We start from the raw sequence: 25,213 nt of genomic DNA, 5'->3' as shown, positions 1-25,213 counted from the left end.
TCCACAACCGGCGGCGCCATCTACCCGGGCGGGTGACGGAGTTGTCCACAACCCGCGGGTAATCCACAGGGCCCGGCGGGAAGTTGGCCAGGCGGGGATCGTGAGGAGCGTTCGAGCAGCACCCGCTCCTCACGATCGGTGGTGACCCGCCATGTCCTGGTCCTCTCCCCTGCCCTCCGCGACCCCCGCCTCGGCCCCCTCCCCCGCGCCCTCTCCCCTGCCCTCCCCGGCACCCGAGCCGACCGGCGTCCCCGTCTTCCCCCCGCTGCGGGTGCGCGGGAGCCGGCACCGGCTGCGGCGGGCGGTGCGGCGCCGGCGGCGTGCGATGGCGGCCGGGCTCGCGGTGGCGGCGGCAGCGCTCGCGGCGGTGGGCGCCCGGGCCCCGGGGCGTCCGGATCCGGGGCACGCGGGCCCCGGCGCCGTCACCGCGACGGCTGCGGGTGCCAAGGAGCAGAGCGCGGCATCCCGGCCCACCCGAAAGGCCATTGACGTGGTGTCCGCGCCGGTCCGGATCGCGGACGCGGAGACCGTCCGGCTGCTGCGGCCCGGCGACCGGGTCGACGTGATCGCGGCGGCCGACTCGCCGCCGGGCGGCTCGGGCGGCGAGGGCGCGGCGCACCTGGTGGCTTCCGGCGTGCGGGTGACCGACGTGCCCCGGCCGCGCGGGCCCTCCTCCGACGAGGGGGCGCTGGTCGTCCTGTCCGTCCCCCGCGCCACCGCGACGACGCTCGCGGGCGCCGGTGCGACCTCCCGACTGGTGGTGACCTGGCGATGAATCGCACTGGCTTCCTGTCAAGTCACCTGTTTGCGTACGCGGATTGGACAGCGCGACCATGCGCTGACGTAGGTTGCGGAACGGTTTGCTCCACCCCCTGCACCTGCGAAGAGAGGCTCACTCGTGACCGACGAGAAGAAGGGCGGCGGTCTGCTGGACGGCTTCAAGGCCTTCCTGCTGCGCGGCAATGTGATCGACCTGGCGGTCGCGGTGGTCATCGGCGCCGCGTTCACCGCCGTCGTGAACTCGGTCGTGAAGGGCGTCATCAACCCGCTGGTCGGCGCGTTCGGGACGAAGGACCTGAACAGCTACAGCTCGTGCCTGAAGGGCCCCTGCGCGTTCGACCCCAAGACGGGCGAAGCGGTCTCCGGCATCCCGATCATGTGGGGCCTGGTCCTCAGCGCGGTGCTGAGCTTCATCATCACGGCGGCCGTCGTCTACTTCCTGATGGTCCTGCCGATGGCCAAGTACCTGGCCAAGCGGGTCCAGCGGGACAAGGCCAAGGAAGGCGTCCAGGAGACCCTGGAGGTCAGCGAGCTGGAGGTGCTGAAGGAGATCCGCGACGCCCTGGTCTCCCAGCGCGGCTCGGGGCACAGCGCGCCATAGCGCCCGGCCCTCGTACGGATCAGATGTGGTGGGGCGGCTTCTCGTCGAGGAAGCGCGCGAGATCGGCCGCGCTGCCGGTGGCAGGAGCCCGCTCACCCCACCCGCGGTCCGTATCGTCCGAGGACTGCTGGTCCAGCGGATCGTCGAAGACCAGCTTGGGCCTGGGCTTCGGGTCGGACACCGGCTTCGCATCGCGCGGTCCGGGGGCGGGGGCGGTACTCATACCTCAAGGGTACGGCGAGGCGCCGGGCGGCGCGGCGAGGGCCGACGCGAGGACGACCTCGGGACCCGTCCGCACTCCCGCCCGCGCTCGCGCGGCTCGCCCTCCCGCCGACGGCCCTCCTCCCCGTCAGCGGTCCTTCGGGTCGAGCAGCCAGAGGCCGAGGACCACGAGGAACGACAGGCCGAGGAACCCCGTGCCCCACCAGGCGGTTCCGGTGTTGCCCTTCATCCACTCGTTGACGATCACCGTCAGCCCCCAGAGCTGGCCGACGACCACGGTGATCGCCAGGGCGAGGCGGGCCGTCAGCTTCGAGGACCGCTCCGGCTCCTGCTCGGTGCCCGCGCCGGGGCCAGGCCCGGTGCGGCGGATCCGGGGATCGCCGTACCCGCTGGTGGCGCGGATCTGGGGGTACCGGTCCCGTACGGGACGGTTGAGACGGGGCTGGGTGCTGCCGGGGGTGTACGGGGGCGGCGCGGGCACGGTGGCGTCGCCGCTCCCGCCCGGGCCGGTGTCGGCGCTCATGTCCGCTCGCTCCTCTCGGTGCGGGTCCGCATTCCCGGGCAGCCGATCCGGGCCGCCATGTCCGGGCGCTGCTCGCCGAACTGGCGGCACATGGCGGCCTTGACGCTCTCGCCGGAGCGGGTGGTGGCCACCGCCCACACACTGCCGTCGATCTCCTCCACGAGGAGCACCTTCGGCAGCGGGCGGGGCGGCGGTCCGGCGGTCACCTCACCGGTGCGGGCGTCGAAGACGCCTTCGTGGCAGGGGCAGTACAGCTCGCCGTCGTTGCCCCGGTCCTCGCGCCACAGCACCGCGCAGGCCAGATGCGTACAGATGGCGGAGTAGCCGACGAGGGTGCCGTCCTTGAGGCGGACGCCGACCGCCCGGTCGTCCTCGCCGGGGAAGCGGAAGGCGATGGACTCACCCGGTCGGAGCCGGTCGGCGACGCGCTTGGGCTTGGGGGCGTCCTCGCTGTCCCCGTGCCGGTGGAGCACGCCTCCGGCGACGGCGACCGCGCCGACGGCGAGCCCGCCGGAGACGGTGGTGACGATCCGCAGATAGTCGCGGCGGGTGGTGAGCGAGTCCGAGGCGACGCGGTCGCGCAACGCCTCCTGAGCGGGGTCGGGCCAGGGGGCCGGGGCGGCCTGGCCCGGTCCGTTCTCGCCGGGGCCGCCCGCCGTCGGGGGCTGTTCGGTCGGGTTCATCGGACCGTCCTTCCGTTCACCTCGACGATCGGGAGGCCGCCGGGGACCGGCCACTGGACCTTGTCGGCGGGGACGACCATCGCCACTCCGGTGGACACGACGACATCGCCGAACGTGAAGGAGTCGGCGACCTGGACGCCGGGGCGCTCGGCGCGGAGCTCTTCGACGGTTCCATAGAAGAGGGCTCCGGTGGGGCAGACCGTGGCGCACATGGGGGCGAGGCCGTAGGCGGTGCGGTCGTAGCAGAGGTTGCACTTCATCTGCAGCTTCGCCTGGAGGTCGATCTTCGGTACGCCGAAGGGGCAGGCGTTGACGCAGTTGGCGCAGCCGATGCAGCGGGTGGTGTCGGCCTGCTGCACCACACCGTCGGCGGTCACCAGGATCGCGTCGGCGGGACAGACCTCGGCACAGGGGGCGACCGGGTCCTCGCAGTGCATGCAGACCGTGGGAAGGGAGGCGACCGAGTGCCCCTCGTCGGGGTAGTCGAGATGGATCATGGATTTGCCCCGGTGCGAATCGCACTCGCGGCAGGCCGAGACACAGGCCTGGCAGCCGATGCAGCGCCCCGGGTCGATGAAGATCGTTCTGCCCATCATGGCGGGCGTCAGCCCCTCTCGGCGGTGCCGCGCCCCTGCGGGGACGTGGGCGGCAGCGGGTCGGTGCGGGAGACCTGGGCCGCCGGATAGGCCACCTGGCCGGGCGCGGTCGGGGGTGCGGGGACCTCGGCGATCCGGTCACCGGGCTCGATGCGGCAGGCGCAGACCTTGTACTCGGGAATCTTGGAACGGGGGTCGAGAGCGTCGATGGTGAGCGCGTTGGCGGCCGTGGGAACCGGCCAGTGGTACGGGATGAAGACGGTGTCGGGGCGGATCGCCTCGGTGACCAGGGCGGGGAAGACCTCTCTGCCGCGCCGGGTGACGACGCGGACCGGGTCGCCGTTGCGGAAGCCGTGCGAGGGGTGGACCTCGACCCAGGGGCGCGGGGTCTGCTCGACGAGGGCGCCGAGCCGGCGCGTCTGGTTGCCGGAGAGGAAGTGCGCCACGGTCCGGCCGGTGGTGAGGGAGAGGGGGTGCTCGTCGTCGTACGGGTCCATCGGCGGGTGCCATTCGACGACCTGCATATGGATCTTGCCGTCGGGGTGCGCGGTCCGCCCGTCCTCGAAGAGGCGGGGGGTGCCGGGGTGGTCGGTGGAGGGGCAGGGCCAGACGATCCCGCCGGTCTCCTCCAGGCGCTCGTAGGTGATGCCGTAGTAGTCGTTGACCGTTCCGGCGGAGGCGGTGCGCAGTTCGTCGAACACCTCGCGGGAGCCGGCGAAGGCGAACTTGTCGCCCGCGCCCAGGCGCTGGGCGAGCTGGCAGATCACCCAGGTGTCGGTGCGGACCCCGGCGGGTGGCTCCTGGGCCTTGTTGTGCTTGACGACCCTGGCCTCGGCGTTGGCCATCACGCCTTCGTCCTCGGCCCAGGTGGTGACGGGGAAGACCACGTGCGCGTTGGCCGCGGTCTCGGAGAGGAAGAAGTCGAATTGGGCGTGGAATTCGAGGGTGTCGTAGCCCTCCTTGACGGTCGAGTAGTTCGGGAGCGAGACGAAGGGGTTGTTGCAGATGCCGATCAGGCCGCGGATCTCCTGACGGCGCATCTGATGGACCATCTCCATCATCGAGGTTCCGGCGGGCGGGAGTTCGGACTCCTCGATGCCCCAGATCTCGCAGATCTGCCGGCGGTGCTCGACGTTCATGATGGAGCGCCCGCCGGGCAGCAGGTCGGCCTTCTGGCCGTGCTCGCGGCCGCCCTGGCCGTTGCCCTGGCCGGTGATGGTGCCGTAGCCGGCGCCGGGCTTGCCGAGGTTGCCGGTGGCGACGCAGAGGTTGATCACGGAGAGGCAGTTCTCGACGCCCTGCGAGTGGTGTTCGATGCCCCGGGCGTGCCAGGCCATGGCCTTGGGGGCACGGGCAAAGGTGCGGGCCACCTCGACGATCTGGGCGGCCGGGACCCCGCAGATCTCGGCAGCCCGCTCGGGGGGATACTCCATGGCCTTGTCGCGGACCTCCTCCCAGCCCGTGGTGTGGGCGCCGACGTAGGCCTCGTCGTCGAGCTCCTCCTTGATGACCACGTGGAGGAGCGCGTTGAAGAACGCCGAGTCGGTGCCGGGTTTGAGGGCGACGTGGATGTCGGCGGTGCGGGCGATCGCCGTCTCGCGCGGGTCGACCACGATCAGCGAGGCGCCCCGGTCGCGCGCCCCCCACACGTACTGGGTCATGACGGGGAAGCACTCGCCGACGTTGGACCCGGCGATGAGCAGGCAGTCGGTGAGGAGGATGTCGGAGAAGGGGTTGGCGGCCCGGTCGATGCCGAAGGCGAGCTTGTTGGCGCCCGCCGCGGAGACCATGCACAGCCGGCCGTTGTAGTCGACGTGCCGCGACTTGAGCGCGACGCGGGCGAACTTGCCGACCAGATAGGTCTTCTCGGAGAAGAGGCTTGCCCCGCCGAGCAGCCCGAAGGCGTCGTTGCCGTGGGCGGCCTGGATGCGGCGGACCTCGTCGGCCGTGTGGTCCAGCGCCTCCTCCCAGGAGACCTCCCGGAACGGCTCGTCGCGGGAGCGCCGCAGCAGCGGCGCGGTGAGCCGGTCGGGGTGGTTGATCTGCTGGTACGCGTTGATGCCCTTGGGGCACAGGCGCATCCGGTTGATGTCGTGGTTGCGGGGTTCGACGCCGAAGACCTTGCCGCCCTTGTCGACGCGGAGATACATCCCGCACTGCACCCCGCAGAAGCAGCAGTGGGTGGGGACGAGGGTCTCACCGTCCTGGTCGGCGCGCCACCGGTCGGCCGGGATACCGCCCGCGTCGCGGAAGTTGCGGGTGCCGGGCGGGGCGAGGGAGGGGTCCAGCGGGAGCCGGTTCACTTGTAGCCCTTCTTGACGTGCGCGAGGTAGGCGGTGCCGCGCAGCACCCGCTTGCAGCGCGGGCAGTACTCGGCCCAGGCGTCGAAGCCGAGGTCCAGGTCGCGCATGGTCCCCCGCAGGTTCTCGACGTAGGGGGCGGTGTCGACGGGCTGTCCGCAGCGGCGGCAGTGGAAGACCTGCTCGTCCTGGCGGGCGGTGTACTTGAACAGCTGCATCCCGACGGCGGCCGGCCGCTGGACGATGTGGAAGAACTTCCCGAACGGGATGTAGATCAGGGTCAGCACCACCGACACCATGTGCAGCACCGCGAGGAACTCGTAGCCCCCGCCGTGCAGGAAGATCGACGAGAAGGTGAGGAGGAGGCCGGTCACGGAGATGACGATCAGCAGGATCAGCGGGACCAGGTCGTAGGCGAACCGCTGGCCGGTGATCGCGCCGCGGTCCTTCATCCGGCGCCACAGGAAGTACGAGGCGCCGGGGATGACCAGGACGGCGGCGATGTCCAGGCCGTGGAACATCAGCCAGCCGAGGACGTTCAGCGAGTCGAAGCCGAGGATCTTGACGCCCCAGATCCGCATCTCGTAGCCGGGTCCGGAACCGGTCGACGAGGTGAAGGTGAACCAGCCCCAGGTGAGCGGCAAGGTGATCGCGGCGGCCAGCAGACAGCCCCAGAAGATCAGCTGGTGGGCGGCCCAGCGGGCGTGCGAGCGGGCGCCCAGGAACTTCTGGAAGCCGAGGTAGGTGGCGGCCATCCTGGGCAGGGCGGTCGGCGCGCGGCGGAAGTTGGCGGCGGAGAACAGGCTGCGCCAGCCCTGCCGGAAGAGGCGGCGGGCGCCCGGGGAGGAGATCCAGACGGTGTAGCGGTAGGCGACGCCGAAGGCGAGGAAGACGGTGGCGCAGGCGTACGGCAGCAGGGCGGAGTCGAAGTCCTTCAGCCGTCGGCTGCCGAAGACGATGGCGAGGATCAGCAGGAGGGAGACGGCGGTACCGGCGGCGGTCGCGCGCAGCGCGACGGCGGGCTTCGCTGCGGGAGGCTCGGTCACCCGGCCACCGTAGGTGCATCTGACCGGTTATCACCTGTTTTGACGGGCGGCGGGGTGAAGCCTTCAGTCAGATGGCAGCCAGGGCGTACCGGGCTGTCGGCCCTCAGACGGCGTGCAGACCGTGGGCGGTGAAGACCGCGCGGGCGGCGGCGAGCTCGTCGGGGGTCGGGGACGGCGTGTCGTGCAGGGTGAAGGGCGTGCCCAGCGCCTGCCACTTGGGCTCGCCGAGCTTGTGGAAGGGCAGGACGTCGACGCGCGAGACATTGCCGAGGGAGGCGGCGAAGGCGGCGACGCCCTCGACGTCGGCGGGGTCGTCGGTGAGTCCGGGGACGAGCACGAACCGTACCCAGACGTCCTGGCCGAGGTCGGCGAGGCGGTGGGCGAAGCCCAGGGTGGGCCGCAAGGGGCGGCCGGTGACCTTCTTGTAGGTGTCCCGGTCCCACGACTTGATGTCCAGGAGCACCAGGTCGACGTCCCTGAGCAGCGCGTCGGTGGCGCGGGCGCCGAGGAAGCCGGAGGTGTCGAGGGCGGTGTGCAGGCCGAGCTCGTGCTTCATCCGGTGCAGCAGTTCCCCGGTGAAGACCGGCTGGAGCAGGGGCTCGCCGCCGCTGACGGTGGCGCCGCCGCCCGCGGCCGCGATGAACCGCGTGTACTTGCGGGCCTCGGCGATCACGGCGTCGGCCGAGGTGCGGCGGCCGGCGCGCATCCGCCAGGTGTCGGGGTTGTGGCAGTAGAGACAGGTGAGGGGGCAGCCGGAGAGGAAGGTGACGAAGCGGCTGCCGGGGCCGTCGACGCCGGTCGACAGGTCCCAGGAGTGGACCGAGCCCTCCACGGGACGGCGGGTGACGGCCGCCGCCGGGGTGACGGCCGGGGCCACCACCCCCACGGGCCGACGGGTCAGCACGGTCATGGCGCGATCCCCTGCGTCGTCCACGGCTACAGCGAGCCGTGGAAGGTGCGGTTGATGACGTCGAGCTGCTGCTCGCGCGTCAGCCGTACGAAGTTGACGGCGTATCCGGAGACGCGGATGGTCAGCTGCGGGTGGTTCTCCGGGTGGGCCATGGCGTCCTCCAGGGTCGCCCGGTCCAGGACGTTCACGTTCATGTGGAAGCCGTCGCTCGCCATGAACCCGTCGAGGACGCCGCTCAGGTTGGCGATGCGCTCCTCGGGGGTACGGCCGAGCGCGTCCGGGGTGATCGTGTTGGTCAGTGAGATGCCGTCCTCGGCGTCGTCGTACGGGAGCTTGGCGACGGAGAGGGCGGAGGCGATGTAGCCGTGCTCGTCGCGGCCGTTCATCGGGTTGGCGCCCGGGGCGAACGGGGCGCCGGAACGGCGGCCGTCGGGAGTGTTGCCGGTCTTCTTTCCGTAGACGACGTTGGAGGTGATCGTCAGGACGGACTGGGTGTGCACCGCGTCGCGGTACGTGGGGTGCTTGCGCACCTTCTCCATGAAGTCGTGCACGAGCCGCTGGGCGAGGGAGTCGGCGCGGTCGTCGTTGTTGCCGTAGGCGGGGTAGGCGCCCTCGATCTCGTAGTCGACGGCCAGGCCCGTCTCGTCGCGCAGGACCTTCACGCGGGCGTGCTTGATCGCGGAGAGGGAGTCGGCGGCGACCGAGAGACCAGCGATGCCGCAGGCCGTGGTGCGCAGGACCGCGCGGTCGTGGAGGGCCATCTCGATGCGCTCGTAGGCGTACTTGTCGTGCATGTAGTGGATGACGTTGAGGGCGTGGACGTACGTCCGGGCGAGCCAGTCGAGCATCTTGTCGTACCGCTCGGCGACCGTCTCGTACTCCAGATACGTGTCGGTGATCGGCTCGAAGCCCTCGACGACGAGCTTGCCGGTCAGCTCGTCGCGGCCGCCGTTGATCGCGTACAGCAGGGCCTTGGCGACGTTGACGCGGGCGCCGAAGAACTGCATCTGCCTGCCCGTGGCCATCGCGGAGACGCAGCAGGCGATGGCGGTGTCGTCGCCGTACTTGGGGCGCATCAGCTCGTCCGACTCGAACTGGAGGGCGCTGGTGTCGATGGCGACGCGGGCGGCGTACTCCTTGAAGGCGGCGGGCAGCCGGGTCGACCAGAAGACGGTGAGGTTGGGCTCGGGGGCGGGGCCCAGGTTGTAGAGGGTGCGCAGGGCGCGGAAGGTGGTGCGGGTGACCAGCGGGCGGCCGTCCTCGCCGATCCCGGCCATGGACCAGGTGACCCAGGTCGGGTCGCCGGAGTAGAGCTCGTTGTACTCGGGGGTGCGCAGGAAGCGGACGATGCGGAGCTTGATGACGAAGTCGTCGATGAACTCCTGGGCCTCGGACTCGGTGAGGGTCCCGGCGTCCAGGTCGCGCTGGAGGTAGATGTCGAGGAAGGAGTCGATGCGGCCGATGGACATGGCCGCGCCGTTCTGCTCCTTCACGGCGGCGAGGTAGCCGAAGTAGAGCCACTGGACGGCCTCGCGGCCGGTTTTCGCGGGCCCGGAGATGTCGTACCCGTACGACAGGGCCATGGCCTTCAGCTCGCCCAGGGCCTTGATCTGCTCGGCGATCTCCTCGCGGTCGCGGATCACGTGCTCGGTGGGCCACTCGGCGTCGAGCCGCGCCCGGTCGGCGCGCTTGGCGTCGACGAGGCGGTCGACGCCGTAGAGGGCGACGCGGCGGTAGTCGCCGATGATGCGGCCGCGGCCGTACGCGTCGGGGAGGCCGGTGATGATCCCGGAGGAGCGGCAAGCGCGGATCTCCGGGGTATACGCGTCGAACACGGCCTCGTTGTGGGTCTTGCGGAGGTGGGTGTAGACGGTGCGGATGCCGGGGTCGGCTTCGTGGCCGTACGCGTTCAGGGCGCTCTCGACCATGCGCCAGCCGCCGTTGGGCATGATCGCGCGCTTGAGCGGGGCGTCGGTCTGCAGGCCGACGATGAGGTCCAGGTCGGGGTCGATGTAGCCGGGGGCGAAGGCGTCTATGCGGGAGGGGGTGTGCGGGTCGACGTCGTGGATGCCGCGGGTGATCTCGTCCGGGAACAGGGACAGGAGCTTGTTCCAGAGGGTGGTGGTGCGGGGGGTGGGGGTGGTGAGGAAGTCCGCGTTTCCTTTGTACGGGGTGTAGTTGTGCTGGATGAAGTCGCGGACGTCTGGGGTGGTGCGCCATGTCTTGCCGTTGAATCCGCGCCAGGCGTGGTCGGTGGCCGTTGCGTTCGCCGTCGTCTTGTTGTCCGCAGCCACGGTCATGATTCTGGCGCCTTTCGTATCGCGGTCGCGGGCGATGTGTGTTCGCCCTGCGGTTCCATTGCACGCCTGGGGGGGGTGGGGAAAGGGGGCGGCATTGGTCCTGGGTGTGGGACCCAAGGTCCCCTCGGTGGGGGGTGGGGTGGGGGTTTGGGGGGTCTGACCTGCGCGTATCCGGGGGACTTTCGGCCCGGGTGCGCTTGTGAATGCCTTCACAAGATTTTGGATCCCCCACCCCGCCCCTTCCCTGAACCCTCCGGGGGTGGGTGGGGGTGAGGGTGGCCTCCCGAGGGCTACGCCCCCGGACCCCGTTCGTCTGCGGGCCGTCTGTGGCTGGTCGCGCAGTTCCCCGCGCCCCTTAGGGGCGCTGGTCGCGCCCACGCGGCGGAGCCGCACAACGACACAGCCCCGCGCCCCTAGAGATGCCGCTGCGCGGCAATCCCCGGGGTGCCCCGGGGTGTGGCCTTTGCGGCTGCGCGGGTGCGACCAGCGGGGATCGCCCCGGAGGGGCGCTTTTAGGGGCGCGGGGAACTGCGCGAGCAACCCAGCACGGTCCGCAGACGAACCGGGGTCCCAGGGGCGCGGGGAACTGCGCGACCAGCCCCCACCGGCCCGCAGACAAACACCGGGGGTCTGGGGGCGCAGCCCTCAAGCAACCCGCCCCGACCCCCCACCCGGCCGCCCGCCAGAGGGCTTCAGGGAAGGGGCGGGGTGGGGGGAACTCCTCCCTCAGGACCTCGCCTCCGCCCCCGCCCTCGCGTAGTACCACCACGCCACCCCCACACAGCTCGCATAGAACCCCACGAAGCACCACATCGCACTGGTCACCGCGAAGTTCGCGAACATCGCCGGGATGAAGAAGAAGCCGTACGCGGCGATCGCCGAGGTGAAGCCCGTTACCGCGCCCGCCTCCATCTCGGACTGCTTGCGGGCTTGGGCGTACGCACGCGTCCCGGGCTCCAGGCCCCGCAGGTGCTGGTTGCGGAAGATCACCGGGATCTGGCGGAACGTCGAGCCGTTGCCCATCCCCGAGAAGAGGAACGCCGCCAGGAAGCAGGCGAAGAAGCCGTAGAAGTTCCCCGAGTCCGCCCCAGCCCCCGGCAGGAAGTTGATTACGCCGACTATCGACAGCGCCATCCCCACGAACGCCACGATCGTCACCCTCGCCCCGCCCACCCGGTCCGCGATCCAGCCCCCGGCCCACCGCGCCAGCGCCCCCAGCGCCGGTCCCATCCAGGCGTACGTCGCCACCGAGTACGCCGGGAATGTGGTCTTGATCAGGAGCGGCAGCGCCGCCGCGAAGCCTATGAACGAGCCGAACGTGCCCACGTACAGCCACGTCATCAGCCACGTGTGCTTCCGCTTGAAGATGACCTTCTGGCGGCTGAACGGCGTGGACGCGACCTTCAGGTCGTTCTGGCCGAACCAGGCCACCACCGCCAGGACCACCAGCACCGGCACCCACAGGAACGCGGCGTTCTGGAGGTACACCGGCGTGCCGTCCGCCTTGTGCTGGGCCGAGCCGAGGGCGATCACCGAGGAGGTGATGACGATCGGCGTGGCCAGCTGGACCACCGAGACACCCAGGTTGCCCAGGCCGCCGTTGATGCCCGTCGCATTGCCCTTCTCGCTCTTCGGGAAGAAGAAGCCGATGTTGGCCAGGGAGGAGGCGAAGTTCGCGCCGCCTATGCCGCAGAGGGCGGCGATGGCGACCATCACGGCGTACGGGGTGGAGGGGTCCTGGATCGCCACGCCCAGCCAGATCAGGGGTATCACGAGGACGATCGTCGACAGCGCCGTGAAGCGGCGCTGGCCGATCATCGGGCCTAGGAAGGTGTAGAGGATCCGGGACGTGCCGCCCGTCAGGCCCGGGATCGCCGTCAGCCAGAACAGCTGCGAGGTGCTGTAGCCGAAGCCGACGTCCTTGAGGTTCGTCGCGGTCACCGACCACACCTGCCACACCACGAACGCCACGAGCAGGGCCGGTACGGCGATCCACAGGTTGCGCCGGGCGACCTTGCGGCCGACCGACCGCCAGAAGACCTCGTTCTCCGGATCCCAGTCGGTGATCGTACGGCCGGGCCGGTACTGGCCGGGGTCCGGGCGGTCGCTCCCGTACGGCGGCCTCGGCGCGCTCGCCGTCGGCCGTTCTTGCAGGGCGGAACTCATGGTGCATCCCAGGGGGTTGAGACGAGTCCTGACACCTCAAGGCTCCGCCCGGGGGAAGGGAGGCGTCAGAGGCCAACGTCATCGGGGCGCCCGCCCTTGGTCCCGCCACCCGGGAGCCGTAAGTCAACCCGCCCGCCAACCGTCCCGCCGTCCACCCGAGGACCCCACCCGGGAGGCGAGAGCCCTGGGTCAACCCGCCGCGCGGCCCCGGTTGCCGCCCCAGCCCCCGGCCGTCTGGTCTCCTATCCCCCATGCCCCGCATGACCGCCCGCAGCCGCCACGAGGAACACCGCGCGGCCACGCCCCTGGAACTCTTCTTCGACCTCTGTTTCGTCGTCGCCGTCGCCCAGGCCGGCGCCCGGCTCGTCCACTCGCTCGCCGAGGGGCACCTCGGGACCGGGCTCGCCGGATATGTGGCCGTGTTCTTCGCCATCTGGTGGGCCTGGATGAACTTCACCTGGTTCGCCTCGGCGTACGACAGCGACGACGTGCTCTACCGGGTCGTCACGCTCGTACAGATCACCGGCGTCCTCATCCTGGCCGCCGGGGTGCCGCGCGCGTTCGACGACCACGACTTCACCGTCTGCGTCGTCGGCTACATCGTGATGCGGCTCGCCCTGACCAGCCAGTGGCTGCGCGCGGCGCGCAGCGCGGCGGACCCGGCCGAGCGGCGGATGGCGCTGCTGTACGCCGCCGGGCTCGTCGTGTGCCAGCTCGGCTGGATCGGGATGCTCTTCGTGCCGGCCGGTACCGCCCGCTCCTGGGTGTTCGTGGTGCTGGCGGCCGCCGAGCTCTCCGTGCCCGTGATCGCCGAGCGGACCACCCAGAGCACCTGGCACCCGCACCACATCGCCGAGCGGTACGGCCTGTTCACCCTGATCGTGCTCGGCGAGACGGTCGCCGCCGCCACCGTCGCCGTACAGGAGGCGCTGGACGAGCACGAGGCGCTGGGCGAGCTGCTGCCGCTCGCGGGCGGCGGGCTGCTGATCGTCTTCGCCGCCTGGTGGATCTACTTCGCGGTGCCGATCGCCGGGCACCTCACCTCCAACAGCCAGGCGTTCGCCTGGGGGTACGGCCACTTCGTCATCCTCGGCTCGGCCGCCGCCATCGGGGCCGGGATGGAGGTGGCGGTCGAGCAGGCCGTCGGCAAGGCGCACATCTCCACGGCGGCGGCCGCGGCCGCCGTCACGGTCCCCGCCGCGCTGTTCATGCTGACCGTCTGGGCCCTGCACTCGCGCCACTTCAAGCGGACCCTCGCCCAGCAGCTGACCCTGCCCGTCTCGGCGGTCGCGATCCTCGGCTGCACCTTCGCCGGGCACGGCGCCGTGCTCGCCGCCGGGCTGGTGGCCGCCGCCACCATCGCTGTCGGCGTGACCCTGAGCCGCCGTAGTGTCGAGAGCTATGACTGAGCATCAGACGGACCGGCCCGCGCGGGCCGACTCGATCACCGATGTGCCCGGCTTCCTCGTCGGGCACGCCTGTGTCCCCGGCGAGCGCGCCCTGTCGGGGACGACCGTCGTCCTCGCCCCGGCGCCCGGCGCCGTCGCCGCCGTCGACGTGCGCGGGGGCGGGCCCGGCACCCGGGAGACCGACGCCCTCGACCCGCGCAACGTCGTCGAGCGGATCGACGCCGTGGTGCTGACGGGCGGCAGCGCGTACGGACTCGACGCCGCGGGCGGGGTCATGGCCTGGCTGGAGGAGCGCGGGCGCGGTGTGCGGGTGGGGCCCGAGCCGCACCAGGTGGTGCCGGTCGTCCCGGCCGCCTGCGTCTTCGACCTCGGGCGCGGCGGCGACTGGCGCGCCCGCCCGGACGCCGCCACCGGCCGGGCCGCCGCCGAGGCCGCGGGCACCGAGGCCGCCCAGGGCAGCGTCGGCGCCGGGACCGGGGCGGTCGCGGGCGGGCTCAAGGGCGGGGTCGGCACCGCGAGCGTGACCCTGGCATCGGGGGCCACCGTCGGCGCGCTGGTCGTCGTCAACGCGGCGGGGTCGGTGCTCGACCCCGAGACGGGTGCGCTGTACGGGCTGACCGGCCGCATCGAGTACCCCGAACCGGACGTCCACGCGGCGGCCTGGAAGCGGCTCGGCGAGGTCCTCGCCGCCGCCGGGCTGCCGCCCCTGAACACCACGCTCGCGGTCGTCGCCACCGACGCGCCGCTCACCCGCCCGCAGGCGCAGAAGCTCGCGGGCACCTCGCACGACGGTCTGGCCCGCGCGATCCGGCCGGTGCACCTGATGCACGACGGCGACACCGTCTTCGCCCTCGCCACCGGCACCGGCGAGCCCCTGTCGCCGGTCGACCTCAACTCCGTGCTCGCGGCAGGCACGGACGCGGTGGCCCGGGCGATCACCAAGGCGGTGCTCGCCGCCGAGGGGGTGGAAGGGCCCGGCGGGACGTTCCCGTCCTACCGCGACCTGTACGGGAGTTGAGGCCCCGGCCCGCGCTGCGCCGCGATGTGTCGTGAGTCACAAGTCGTGCCCGCAACCATGGCGGCCATGTGGGTGCTCTGTGCACGTACTGGAGTAACGCCCGCACAGATGGAGCAGCCCGTGACCTCGCCCGACACCGCCGCGCAGCCGCAGTCCCGCACCCCGCAGCAACTGCGCACCCGGCGGCGGGCGTTCGCCGCCGCCTCGGCGCTGCTGCTCGGCGCCCTGACCCTGACCGCCTGCGGCGGCAGCGCGTCAGGCTCCGACAAGGGCAAGGGCGACGCCAAGGGCGGCGACGCGGCCGCCGCCCAGGACGCCTCCTCGCTGAAGATCACCATCTCGGCGAAGGACGGCTCGGCCAACGCCAGCATCAACGGCACCACCGTCACCGCCCAGGGCGGCAAGCTCAGCCAGGTCACCCTGACCGAGGCCCAGACCGGCAAGGCGGTGGCGGGCGCGCTCGCCGCCGACGGGCTGTCCTGGAAGCCCGCCGGGAAGCTGGAGCGCGGCACCCAGTACAAGATCATGGCGACCGGCAAGGACGACAAGGGCCGGTCCGCGACCGAGAACGCGGCCTTCACCACGGTCACGTCGAAGAACAGCTTCATCGGCACCTACACGCCCGACAACGGCTCGACCGTCGGCGTCGGTATGCCGGTCTCGTTCACCTTCGACAAGCCGATCACCGACAAGAAGGCCGTCCAGTCCCACATCACCGTCGACTCCAGCAGCGGCCAGCAGGTGGTCGGCCACTGGTTCGGCACCCAGCGCCTCGACTTCCGGCCGCAGGACTACTGGAAGGCCGGGTCCAAGGTGACGTTGAAGATCGCCCTGGACGGGGTGCAGGGCGCCAGCGGCGTCTACGGCGTGCAGTCCAAGACCGTCACCTTCACCATCGGCCGCAACCAGGTCTCCACGGTCGACGCCAAGACGCAGATGATGACCGTGCAGCAGGACGGGAAGACCGTCAAGACGATCCCGGTCTCGACGGGCAGTGCCGAACACACCACGTACAACGGGCAGATGGTGATCTCCGAGAAGTTCACCGAGACGCGGATGAACGGCGCGACGGTCAACTTCGGCGGCGAGTACGACATCAAGGACGTGCCGCACGCCATGCGCCTGTCCACCTCGGGGACCTTCCTGCACGGCAACTACTGGTACAAGGGGAACCCGTTCGGCAACGCGGGAACCAGCCACGGCTGCGTGGGGCTCCGGGACGTCCAGGGCGCCCAGGGCGACACCCCCGCCAAGTGGTTCTTCGATCACTCGCTGATCGGCGACGTGGTGACGGTCAAGGGCTCGCCCGACAAGACGATCGCCCCCGACAACGGCCTGAACGGCTGGAACATGCCGTGGAGCGAGTGGCAGGCGGGCAGCGCCGCCTGACCCTCCGTCGGAGGCGGCCCGGAGCACCGCCCCGGGCCGCCTCCCCTCAGCTTTCCCGTGCCTTTCCCCGCCGTTCCAAGCCGATGAGAATGTTTCGGCCATGCCCGCTGCGCGAAGCGCGCGCAAGGGCTACGTTGAGCACCCTCTACGTGACGAACAGCTACGGCGGGGAGACGCCTTGGTGCCCAACGAGTGCGAGTACGAGACGGCCGAGGAGCACCTCGCCGGTCTGCTCGGCCGCGCGCTGAACTCGTTCGACCTGCCGGACGAGTTGGTCGAGAGCCTCGACTCGGCCCTCGCGCACACCACTTCGCTGCACTCGTCGCTGCACGCCTCGGGCGGCCCCGGCCGCCCCCGGCTCAGCCGCGAGACCTACCGCCACACCTATCTCCTCCTCGACGGCGCCACGGTCACCCTGTGGGAGGTCGTGCACGCCCGGGGCAACGAGGTGTACGCGGACGAGGAGAGCGCCCTGGTGGCCGCGGCCCGGCTGCGCGAGCAGGTCCTGCCGGGCCTGGCGCCCGGGTTCGCGGACGACGACCTGGACCCGGGCCTGACCGACCTGGCGGTCCTGAGCGGGCTGGCGCCGGTGGAGCGCGCCGGGACGGGCAGGACGTACGAGGCGGACGGCTCGGCCGACCACGCGCGGCGGCTGCTGCGCCGCGCCGAGAACCCGGACCGGCCCGGCGAGGGCGTGGCCCGCCTGCTGCGCGGCGCCCTCGCCCACCGCATCACCCGGGCCCTGGGCGGCCACGGCGGGGCGGGCGGGCGCGGCGGGGCCATCCTCTACGAGCACGCGTTCCTGCTCCTGGACGGCGTCGAGCTGAGCCTGTGGGAGGTCGAGCACACGGCGACGCCGGACGGCAGCCACATGTGCGAGGTGTACGCGGCGGAGCGGTCGGCGCGGGCCGCGATGGAGCGGCGGGCGCGGGTTTCCTGACGTAGGTCTTGGCACAAGACGAAGACGCCGGGCGCGGTGGAGGTCTCTCCACCGCGCCCGGCGTCTTCCGTCACCGGCCCCGCGTCACGAGCTGAGCGCGGGCTCCTTGGCGACGTCGTCGGACGGGGCCGCGTCCGCGCCGCCCTCCAGGTGCTGCTTCGGCTTCGCCGGGAGCAGGAACATCCCGATGAAGATCACGACGCAGACCGCCGTCACGACCCACAGCGAGCGCTGGAAGGCGTGCGAGAAGGCCGGGCCGATCTCCGCGAGCTGGAGGTTGTCGCTGATCGCGCCGAAGAAGACCACCGAGACCAGGCCGAGGCCCAGCGCGTTGCCCATCTGCTGCACGGTGTTGATCAGGCCGGACGCCGAACCCGCGTGCTCCTGCGGGACCTCGGAGAGGACCGCGTCGGTGAGCGGGGCGACGATCAGGCCCATGCCGATGCCGAGCACCACCAGCGGCAGCGCCATCTGCCAGGGGGCGATGTCCATGCCGTAGTGGCGCGCCTCCCAGATGTAGATCAGCAGGCCGAGGGCGGTGATCAGGGCGCCCGCCTGGAGCACCTTGCGGCCGAACTTCGGCACCAGGGACTGCACGGACATGCCCGCCGCGGCCGACATGGCGATGGAGAACGGGATGCCGGTCAGACCGGCGCGCAGCGCGCTCCAGCCCAGGCCGATCTGCATGTACAGCGTCCAGACGAGGAAGAAGATGCCCATCGCGATGCCGAACGTCATCTGCACCGCGATGCCCGCCGCGAAGCTCTTCACCCGGAACAGCGAGAGCTCCACCAGCGGCGAACCGTCCTTGGCCGCCTTGTACTTCTCGTACGCCACGAGCGCGCCGAAGACGACGAGGCTGCCGGCCATCGAGAGGTGGCCCCACAGCGGCCAGCCCAGCTCACGGCCGCGGGTCAGCGGGTAGAGCAGCATCAGCAGGCCGAGCGTGACCAGCGCGACGCCCACCAGGTCGAGCTTGAGGGCCTTGGGCGCCTTGGACTCGGAGATGAACTTGGCGCCCAGGACCAGGCCCGCGATGCCGACCGGCAGGTTGATCAGGAAGATCGGACGCCACTCCAGGCCGAACAGGTTCCACTCGGTCAGCAGCGCGCCCAGGATCGGGCCGGAGACCGCGCCCAGGCCGATGACCGCGCCGAACATGCCGAACACCTTGCCGCGCTCCTCCGCCGGGAAGGTCGCGTGGATGATCGAGAGCACCTGCGGCACCATCAGGGAGGCCATGCCGCCCTGGAGGATGCGGGAGGCGACCAGCATCTCCGGGTTGGCCGCGAAGCCGCAGAGCGCCGAGGCGATGGTGAAGCCGGTCATGCCTATGAGGAACAGCCGCTTGCGGCCGTGGATGTCGCCGAGGCGGCCACCGGTGATCAGACCGGCGGCGAACGCCAGGGCGTACCCCGCGGTGATCCACTGGATCGAGGCGAAGGTCGCCCCGGTGTCCTTCTGGATCGAGGGAATCGCTACGTTGACGATCGTGACGTCGACCAGGTCCATGAAGGCCGCGGTCATCACGATGGCCAGGGCGAACCACCGTCGGCGGTCGTTCGCGGCGGCCGCTGTGCCGGGGCCCGCGGCTTCTGGGGGATTGGTCGTGGTGGAGGTCATGGAAGGAAGTTAGACCGTATGTAGGTCAGACTGCGTCCTAATTTTCCCGCATCCTGGATCTCATGACGGACACCCCGGCTCGGCTCCTCCAGCTCCTGTCCCTGCTCCAGACGCCCCGCGAGTGGCCCGGCGGCGAGCTCGCCGACCGGCTCGGCGTCTCGCGGCGCACGGTCCGCCGGGACGTCGACCGGCTGCGCGAGCTCGGCTACCCGGTCCAGGCGACGCTGGGCGCGGACGGCGGCTACCGGCTGGTGGCCGGGAAGGCGATGCCGCCGCTGGTCCTCGACGACGAGGAGGCCGTGGCCATCGCGGTCGGGCTGCGGGCGGGCGCGGGGCACGCGGTCGACGGCGTGGAGGAGGCGTCGGTGCGGGCGCTGGCCAAGCTGGAGCAGGTGCTGCCGTCCCGGCTGCGGCACCGGGTCGCCACCCTCCAGGCCGCCACGATGCCGCTGGTGGGGCCGTGGCGGGGCGACGGCGCGACCGTCGACCCGCACACCCTGACCGTGATGGCCTCGGCCGTCACCGGCAAGGAGCGGCTGCGCTTCGACTACCGCAAGGGCGACGGCAGCGAGTCCCGCCGCCAGGTCGAGCCGTACCGGCTGGTGTCGACGGGTCGGCGCTGGTACCTCGTCGCGTACGACATCGAGCGCGAGGACTGGCGTACGTTCCGGGTCGACCGGGTGGAGAACCCGTTCGCGACGGGGTCGCGGTTCGCGGCCCGGGAGCTGCCCGCGCAGAACGCGGCGGAGTTCGTGAGCCGGTCGCTGAACCGGATGCAGCCGGAGCTGGACCTGGACGTGACGTTCGAGGCGCCCGCCGACTTCGTGGCGGCGCGGCTCACGGGGATGGGCACGCCGGTGCCGCTCGGGGAGGCGCGGTGCCGGCTGCGGGCGCGGGTCACGGAGTCACTGGAGTGGGTGGCGGTCCGGCTGGCGCTGGTGGACTGCGAGTTCGCGGTGGCGTCGCCGGTCGCCCTGACGGAGTACCTGGCGGATCTGGGCGGCCGGATCACTAGGGCTGCGGGGCCCGGGCTGGGGTGACCGGGCAAGGGGGAGCCCCCGGCACCAGGGGGGGTGGGTGCCGGGGGCTCGTCTGTGGGGGCGGCCGTGGTTACGCCGCCGCGTCGAAGCCCGTGTCGCGGGCCATCTTCTTCAGTTCGAGCAGCGCGTGCTTCTCGATCTGGCGGATGCGCTCGCGGGTGAGGCCGTGCTCCTTGCCGACCTCCGTCAGCGTGCGCTCGCGGCCGTCGACGATTCCGTACCTCATCTTGATGATGGAGGCGGTGCGCTGGTCGAGCTTGCCGATCAGGTCGTCGAGCTCCTCGCTGCGCAGCAGCGTGAGCACGGACTGCTCGGGGGAGATCGCCGACGTGTCCTCCAGGAGGTCGCCGAACTGGGTCTCGCCCTGGTCGTCGACCGCCATGTTGAGCGAGACCGGGTCGCGCGCCCAGTCCAGGACGTCGATGACCCGCTCCGGGGTGGAGCCCAGCTCCGCCGCCACCTCGGTGGCCTCCGGCTCCCTGCCGTTCTCCCGGTTGAACTCGCGCTGGACGCGGCGGATGCGGCCCAGCTCCTCCACCAGGTGGACGGGCAGGCGGATGGTGCGGGACTGGTCGGCTATCGAGCGCGTGATGGCCTGGCGGATCCACCACGTCGCGTACGTCGAGAACTTGAAGCCCTTGGCGTAGTCGAACTTCTCCACCGCGCGGACCAGGCCCGCGTTGCCCTCCTGGATCAGGTCGAGCAGGGGCAGGCCCGCCCTCGGGTAGCGCCGGGCGACGGCGACGACGAGGCGGAGGTTGGAGCGGATGAAGAGGTCCTTGGCCCGGTCACCGGCGGCGACCAGGGTTTCGAGCTCCTCGCGAGAGGCGCCACCGGCCTTGCTCGACCCCGCCGCGTAAGCGGCTGATGTCACTGTGCCGTCGAGGATCTGGCGTGCGTACACACCCGCCTCGATGGTCTGGGAGAGCTCGACCTCTTTGGCGGCGTCGAGCAGCGGCGTGCGCGCGATCTCGTCGAGGTACATCCCGACCAGGTCGCGGTCGGCGATCTCCCCGCTGACGGCGCGAACACTGCTCCCCGACCCGGATCCGCTGCTTGCGGTCCGACGGGCGACGGCGCGGGTTGCCATGCGTGCTCCCTTGCTGTGTAGGTCGCGACACCCTCCCGGGTGCCCTGCATCCGATGGAAACAACGGCTGGAATCCGGACAGAATTCCCGTCCCGCCCATCGATTTTCCGGATCATGCAGTACCCTGTGCCGCCACCGGTGGCGGACGGATGCCGCGGGAACGTACAGAGGCGCAGGTCAGGCCCGGTGCCGGGACTCTCCCACCCGGCCGCGACGACCGCCCACATGAGACCGGCGTCACACCCGAAACAGTTGCCTTCACCCCGGAAGAGCCCCATCCCCGTTTTCCGCTCTCCCACCCTGAAGACGACCCGCACCGCCTTCTGGTTGCTCAGGATGTCCAAACTGCCCGAATTCCCGGGTACCCGTTCCGGCCGGACCGCTCTCAGCCGAACTGCACCGACCTCTTGGCCAGCCCCATCCAGAAGCCCTCGATGACACTGCGGGCCCCGCCCAGCTCGCCCTCGGAGGCGCCCAGGGTCACGAACAGCGGGGCGAAGTGCTCGGTGCGCGGGTGGGCCAGGCGGCCCGCCGGGGACTTGCTCTCGAAGTCGAGCAGGGCGTCCACGTCGGCGGCGGCCAGGGCGCGCGCTCCCCAGTCGTCGAACTCGGCCGACCAGCCGGGCACCCCGCCCGCATGGCGCAGCGCCGCCAGGTTGTGGGTGAAGAAGCCGCTGCCGACGATCAGGACGCCCTCGTCGCGCAGCGGCGCGAGCTTACGCCCGACGTCCATGAGCTTCCGCGGGTCGAGCGTCGGCAGCGAGATCTGGAGTACGGGGATGTCGGCATCCGGGTACATCTCCACCAGCGGGACGTACGCGCCGTGGTCGAGGCCGCGGTCCGGGATGTCCTGGACCGGCGTTCCTGCGCCGCGCAGCAACTTCCGTACACTGTCGGCGAGTTCGGGGGCGCCCGGAGCCGCGTACCGCACCTGGTAGTAGTACTCGGGGAAGCCCCAGAAGTCGTACACCAGCGGGACCGTCTCGACGGCGCCGAGGGCGAGCGGGGCCTCCTCCCAGTGGGCGGAGACCATCAGGATCGCCCGGGGGCGGGGCAGGCCGGCCGACCAGGCGGCCAGCTCGCCCGGCCAGACGGGGTCGTCGGCGAGCGGCGGGGCGCCGTGCGAGAGGTAGAGGGCGGGCATCCGCCCCGCACCGGAACCGGAGGTACCGGCGGCGTCGGCCGCTTCGGCGGCGACTGCGGAAGTGGCGGTCATGGCGGACTCCCTGTCTACTGGACCCAGGATCTGCTTGAACTCTAAAGTTTTCCCTTATGCCGAGATTAGCGGTATCTTGTTCAACTTTCAAGGAGTGGCCCGTACAGTGGAGTCCATGACCACCACCCCCGCCGAGGAGCCGCGCTGGCTCAGCGACGACGAGCAGCGCACCTGGCGTGCCTACCTCCATGCCACCACGCTCCTGGAAGACCATCTGGACCGCCAGCTCCAGCGTGACGCCGGGATGCCGCACATCTACTACGGCCTGCTCATCCAGCTCTCCGAGGCGCCCCGGCGGCGGCTGCGGATGACCGAGCTGGCCATCGGCGCCAAGATCACCCGGTCCCGGCTCTCGCACGCCATCGCGCGCCTGGAGAAGAACGGCTGGGTGCGGCGCGAGGACTGCCCCTCCGACAAGCGCGGCCAGTTCGCGGCGCTCACCGACGAGGGCTTCGCCGTCGTGGAGCGCACCGCGCCCGGCCATGTGAGCGCCGTGCGCCAGGCGCTGTTCGACCGGCTCACCCCCGAGCAGACCGAGCAGCTCGGCACGGTCATGCGGGCGATCGCCGAGGGCCTCCAGCCCAAGGACGCGAACGCGGACCTGCCCTGGCTCCGCTGAGCCGGACAGATCCGCGTTCTGTTCCTTGCGTGTACTCGCTCTCCGCTTACGCGTCCCCCACGTAGGCGGCGGGCGTCAGTGGGCGACCACCGGGACCCGGATCTCGTCCTCGGCGCCTTCGCCGTCGCCGGAGCCGGTCAGCGAACCGGTGTCCGGGCGGCCGGTGTTGACGAGGGTGAACGCGATCGCCGAGGCGACCACCAGGATGCCGACCGCCCACCAGATGGCGCTGGTGAAGCCGTGCACCATCGCCTGGAGCTTCAGCAGCTCCACGCTCTTGGCCCCGGCGGCGTGCGAGGTGACGTACGCCGTGGTGGCCGAGGCGGCGATGGTGTTCAGCAGGGCCGTGCCGATGGCGCCGCCCACCTGCTGCGAGGTGTTGACCATGGCGGAGGCGACGCCCGCGTCACGCGGCTCGACCCCGATGGTGGCCAGCGACATGGCCGGCATGAAGGCGGTGCCCATGCCGAGGCCCAGCAGGATCTGCGCCGGCAGGATCAGCCCGGCGTACGAGGTGTCGATCTGGAGCTGGGTCAGGATCAGCATGCCGACGCCGGCGGTCAGGAAGCCGGGGCCCATCAGCAGGCGCGGCGCGACCCGGGTCATCAGCCGGGCGCCGATCTGGGTGGATCCGGTGATCATGCCCGCGATCATCGGCAGGAACGCGAAGCCGGTCTTGACCGGCGAGTAGCCCTTCACGACCTGGAGGTAGTACGTCAGGAAGAGGAAGAGGCCGAACATCGCGATGATCGCGAGGCCGAGGGAGAGGTAGACCCCGCCCCGGTTGCGGTTGGTGACCACGCGCAGCGGCAGCAGCGGGTTCTTGACCTTGGCCTCGGTGACCACGAACGCGATCAGCAGCACGGCCGCCGAGACGAACATGGACACGGTCAGCGTGTCGGACCAGCCGGCCGACTCGGCGCGGGTGAAGCCGTACACCAGGGCGACCAGGCCGAGGGTGGACAGGACCACGCCGGGGACGTCCAGCGGCGAGCGGTTGCGGGTGCCCGAGGGCTCGCGGATGACGAAGTAGGCACCGGCGGCCGCGACGATCGCGAACGGGATGTTGACGAAGAAGGTCCAGCGCCAGTTCAGGTACTCGGTGAGGAAGCCGCCGAGGATCAGGCCGACGGCGCCGCCGCCGCCCGCGATCGCGCCGTAGATGCCGAACGCCTTGGCGCGCTCCTTGGCGTCGGTGAACATCACCGCGAGCAGGGAGAGCGCGGCGGGCGCGAGCAGCGCGCCGAACGCGCCCTGGAGCGCGCGGGAGCCGAGCAGCATGGCCTGGCCGGTGGCCGCGCCGCCGAGCGCGGAGGCCGCGGCGAAGCCGAGCAGACCGACGACGAAGGTGCGCTTGCGTCCCCAGAGGTCGGCTATGCGGCCGCCGAAGAGCAGCAGACCGCCGAAGGCGAGGGCGTAGGCCGTGATGACCCACTGCTTGTTGCCGTCGGAGATGCCCAGGTCGGTCTGGGCGGAGGGCAGGGCGATGTTCACGATCGTCGCGTCGAGCACGACCATCAGCTGGGCGAGCGCGATGAAGGCGAGGGCCTTCCAGCGACTGGGGTCAGGACCGAGGTCCTGGGCGGGAGCAGCCTGGGCTGTTTTCGACATGGGTGTAGCCACCTTGGGACGCGATGTGCGATGAGCTGGGTGCTAAGTACGGTTACGGGAAGCGGAGTTGCCGCCGACCGCGGGTTCGGTTACGGCTGGCTGAGGTCCTGCAGGGTCGCCGCCGTCCCCGGCAGCTCCGACCGCGCCGGGGCCATGAGCCCGTCGAGGAAGAGCTGGAGGTGGCGGTGGACGAACCGGTCCATGTTCGGGCACGCGGTGCCCGGCAGCGGCCGGGTGAGCTGGGTGAGGGCGACCATCAGATCGCCCACGTCGACGTCGTCGCGCAACTGGCCGCTGCGCCGGGCCCGCGCCATGAGGTCCCGGACGGCCTCGTCCAGTCGCTCGCGGGAGGCGTTGAGCTCCGGCAGGTCCTTGTCGAAGCCCTCGGAGAGCATCGGGCACAGGGCTCCGATGCGCTCGTCGGCCGCCGCGAACACGAACCGCCGCAGCGCGGCGAAGGCGTCGGGCTCCTCGGCGGTCGCGGTCTCCGCGGCCGTCGAGACCCGCTCCATGACCGCGAGCACCACGCTGGTGATCAGCTCGGCGCGGTCCTTGAAGTGCCGGTAGAGGGTGGCGTTGCCGATGCCCGCGCGCCGCGCGATCTCGTCGAGCGGCACCATGGCGCCCTCCTCGACGAACATCTCGCGCGCGGCCGCGATGATCCGCTCCCGGTTGCGCAGGGCGTCGGCCCGCGGCCGCGGGGCGCGACGGGGCTCCGCTGCGGTGGTCGGGGTGGCGGTGGACACGGCGTGCTCCTTCTCTCGTACGTACGAAGTCGTCGTCCGAAGCGGAAGCTCCGAAGCAGAAGCTCCGAAGCAGAAGCGGGGAAGCTCTCCCCGTTTCGGCGGGACACAGGTGCAAACGGGGAAAGGATCCCCGGTTATTTCCGGCTCGGCGACCTGTTTGGTGTGACCTGAGTCACACCTTCCTCTTGTGGAAACCACACGCCCGGCCCACCCAGCGCGCGCCCGCGACACGCCCGACACAGGGTGATCGCACGAGCGCAGTCAGGAACGGCCTGCTGCCGGTGGCCGAAGGCGGGCGTGCGCATGGAGGAGTCCGGCAGAGCTCGCCGTCGGATATCCGGCGGTCCGCGCGACCCGCGCCGCCGCCGCACCCTCGCGGGCGCGGC

22 protein-coding genes are annotated in these 25,213 nt (G+C 71.3%); 8 read left to right on the top strand and 14 right to left on the bottom strand.

Annotation, left to right across the window (positions count from 1 at the left end; all coding sequences use genetic code 11):
- The first annotated feature begins 151 nt into the window (after positions 1–151).
- Both IE252_RS06060 and IE252_RS06055 read left to right on the top strand, forming a co-directional pair.
- A complete protein-coding gene (locus tag IE252_RS06060; protein WP_190088235.1) occupies positions 152–775 on the top strand; it encodes a hypothetical protein in 624 nt (207 codons plus the stop codon).
- Positions 776–898: 123 nt separating this feature from the next.
- Positions 899–1,381, top strand: coding sequence for a large conductance mechanosensitive channel protein MscL (locus IE252_RS06055; protein WP_190088234.1), 483 nt, complete (start codon positions 899–901; stop codon positions 1,379–1,381).
- A 19-nt stretch (positions 1,382–1,400) separates the two neighbouring features.
- Here IE252_RS06055 and IE252_RS06050 read toward each other — a convergent pair whose 3' ends face one another.
- The 9 genes from IE252_RS06050 to IE252_RS06010 form a co-directional block, all read right to left on the bottom strand.
- On the bottom strand, positions 1,401–1,604 hold the full coding sequence (locus IE252_RS06050; RefSeq protein ID WP_190088233.1) for a hypothetical protein: 204 nt from the start codon (positions 1,602–1,604) through the stop codon (positions 1,401–1,403).
- Between the two features lie 126 nt (positions 1,605–1,730).
- Positions 1,731–2,126, bottom strand: coding sequence for a hypothetical protein (locus IE252_RS06045; RefSeq protein WP_190088232.1), 396 nt, complete (start codon positions 2,124–2,126; stop codon positions 1,731–1,733).
- Positions 2,123–2,809: a QcrA and Rieske domain-containing protein gene (locus tag IE252_RS06040; protein WP_190088231.1), complete on the bottom strand. Its 687-nt coding sequence runs from the start codon at positions 2,807–2,809 to the stop codon at positions 2,123–2,125. The genes IE252_RS06045 and IE252_RS06040 overlap by 4 nt, the downstream gene beginning before the upstream one ends.
- Positions 2,806–3,405 (bottom strand): 4Fe-4S dicluster domain-containing protein, encoded by a 600-nt coding sequence (locus IE252_RS06035; protein ID WP_101388734.1) that lies wholly within the window; start codon positions 3,403–3,405, stop codon positions 2,806–2,808. The genes IE252_RS06040 and IE252_RS06035 overlap by 4 nt, the downstream gene beginning before the upstream one ends.
- An 8-nt stretch (positions 3,406–3,413) precedes the next feature.
- Positions 3,414–5,708: a molybdopterin oxidoreductase family protein gene (locus IE252_RS06030; protein ID WP_190088230.1), complete on the bottom strand. Its 2,295-nt coding sequence runs from the start codon at positions 5,706–5,708 to the stop codon at positions 3,414–3,416.
- Positions 5,705–6,751 carry an MFS transporter gene (locus IE252_RS06025; protein WP_229848019.1) on the bottom strand — a complete coding sequence of 349 codons (1,047 nt, stop codon included), beginning with the start codon at positions 6,749–6,751 and terminating at the stop codon, positions 5,705–5,707. Before IE252_RS06025 ends, IE252_RS06030 begins: the two co-directional genes overlap by 4 nt.
- Positions 6,752–6,854: 103 nt before the next feature.
- Entirely contained in the window at positions 6,855–7,661 is an 807-nt protein-coding gene (gene pflA / locus IE252_RS06020; RefSeq protein WP_190088229.1) for a pyruvate formate-lyase-activating protein, read from the bottom strand.
- A 26-nt stretch (positions 7,662–7,687) separates the two neighbouring features.
- Complete coding sequence (gene pflB / locus IE252_RS06015) at positions 7,688–9,961, bottom strand: formate C-acetyltransferase (protein WP_190088228.1); 2,274 nt, start codon at positions 9,959–9,961, stop codon at positions 7,688–7,690.
- 726 nt (positions 9,962–10,687) lie between these two features.
- Complete coding sequence (locus tag IE252_RS06010; RefSeq protein ID WP_190088227.1) at positions 10,688–12,127, bottom strand: NarK family nitrate/nitrite MFS transporter; 1,440 nt, start codon at positions 12,125–12,127, stop codon at positions 10,688–10,690.
- A gap of 251 nt (positions 12,128–12,378) precedes the next feature.
- Here IE252_RS06010 and IE252_RS06005 point away from each other — a divergent pair, with 251 nt between their 5' ends.
- The 4 genes from IE252_RS06005 (at position 12,379) to IE252_RS05990 (ending at position 16,883) form a co-directional block, all read left to right on the top strand.
- A complete protein-coding gene (locus IE252_RS06005) occupies positions 12,379–13,536 on the top strand; it encodes a low temperature requirement protein A (RefSeq protein WP_190088226.1) in 1,158 nt (385 codons plus the stop codon).
- Entirely contained in the window at positions 13,529–14,554 is a 1,026-nt protein-coding gene (locus tag IE252_RS06000; RefSeq protein ID WP_190088225.1) for a P1 family peptidase, read from the top strand. Before IE252_RS06005 ends, IE252_RS06000 begins: the two co-directional genes overlap by 8 nt.
- Before the next feature lie 108 nt (positions 14,555–14,662).
- On the top strand, positions 14,663–15,943 hold the full coding sequence (locus IE252_RS05995) for a L,D-transpeptidase (protein ID WP_190088224.1): 1,281 nt from the start codon (positions 14,663–14,665) through the stop codon (positions 15,941–15,943).
- Between the two features lie 181 nt (positions 15,944–16,124).
- Positions 16,125–16,883 carry a DUF6227 family protein gene (locus IE252_RS05990; protein ID WP_190088223.1) on the top strand — a complete coding sequence of 253 codons (759 nt, stop codon included), beginning with the start codon at positions 16,125–16,127 and terminating at the stop codon, positions 16,881–16,883.
- 84 nt (positions 16,884–16,967) lie between these two features.
- On the opposite strand, the gene IE252_RS05985 is transcribed toward IE252_RS05990, so the two are convergent.
- The gene (locus IE252_RS05985) at positions 16,968–18,506 is read right to left on the bottom strand and encodes an MFS transporter (protein ID WP_190088222.1); all 1,539 of its coding nucleotides are present in this window, start codon (positions 18,504–18,506) and stop codon (positions 16,968–16,970) included.
- Between the two features lie 62 nt (positions 18,507–18,568).
- Here IE252_RS05985 and IE252_RS05980 point away from each other — a divergent pair, with 62 nt between their 5' ends.
- Positions 18,569–19,546 (top strand): helix-turn-helix transcriptional regulator, encoded by a 978-nt coding sequence (locus IE252_RS05980; protein WP_190088221.1) that lies wholly within the window; start codon positions 18,569–18,571, stop codon positions 19,544–19,546.
- Positions 19,547–19,616: 70 nt separating this feature from the next.
- On the opposite strand, the gene IE252_RS05975 is transcribed toward IE252_RS05980, so the two are convergent.
- Both IE252_RS05975 and IE252_RS05970 read right to left on the bottom strand, forming a co-directional pair.
- Positions 19,617–20,636, bottom strand: a complete 1,020-nt coding sequence (locus tag IE252_RS05975; RefSeq protein ID WP_190088220.1) for a sigma-70 family RNA polymerase sigma factor — start codon at positions 20,634–20,636, stop codon at positions 19,617–19,619.
- 384 nt (positions 20,637–21,020) lie between these two features.
- Complete coding sequence (locus IE252_RS05970) at positions 21,021–21,779, bottom strand: dioxygenase family protein (RefSeq protein WP_190088417.1); 759 nt, start codon at positions 21,777–21,779, stop codon at positions 21,021–21,023.
- Between the two features lie 187 nt (positions 21,780–21,966).
- Here IE252_RS05970 and IE252_RS05965 point away from each other — a divergent pair, with 187 nt between their 5' ends.
- Positions 21,967–22,470, top strand: coding sequence for a MarR family winged helix-turn-helix transcriptional regulator (locus IE252_RS05965; protein ID WP_190088219.1), 504 nt, complete (start codon positions 21,967–21,969; stop codon positions 22,468–22,470).
- Positions 22,471–22,545: 75 nt separating this feature from the next.
- On the opposite strand, the gene IE252_RS05960 is transcribed toward IE252_RS05965, so the two are convergent.
- Entirely contained in the window at positions 22,546–24,081 is a 1,536-nt protein-coding gene (locus IE252_RS05960; RefSeq protein ID WP_190088218.1) for an MFS transporter, read from the bottom strand.
- A gap of 89 nt (positions 24,082–24,170) precedes the next feature.
- Complete coding sequence (locus IE252_RS05955; protein ID WP_190088217.1) at positions 24,171–24,827, bottom strand: TetR/AcrR family transcriptional regulator; 657 nt, start codon at positions 24,825–24,827, stop codon at positions 24,171–24,173.
- Positions 24,828–25,213 lie beyond the last annotated feature (386 nt).

The organism is Streptomyces melanogenes (assembly GCF_014649795.1).
Taxonomy (GTDB): Bacteria; Actinomycetota; Actinomycetes; order Streptomycetales; family Streptomycetaceae; genus Streptomyces; species Streptomyces noboritoensis.
This window is presented reverse-complemented; position numbering and strand designations above follow the sequence as displayed.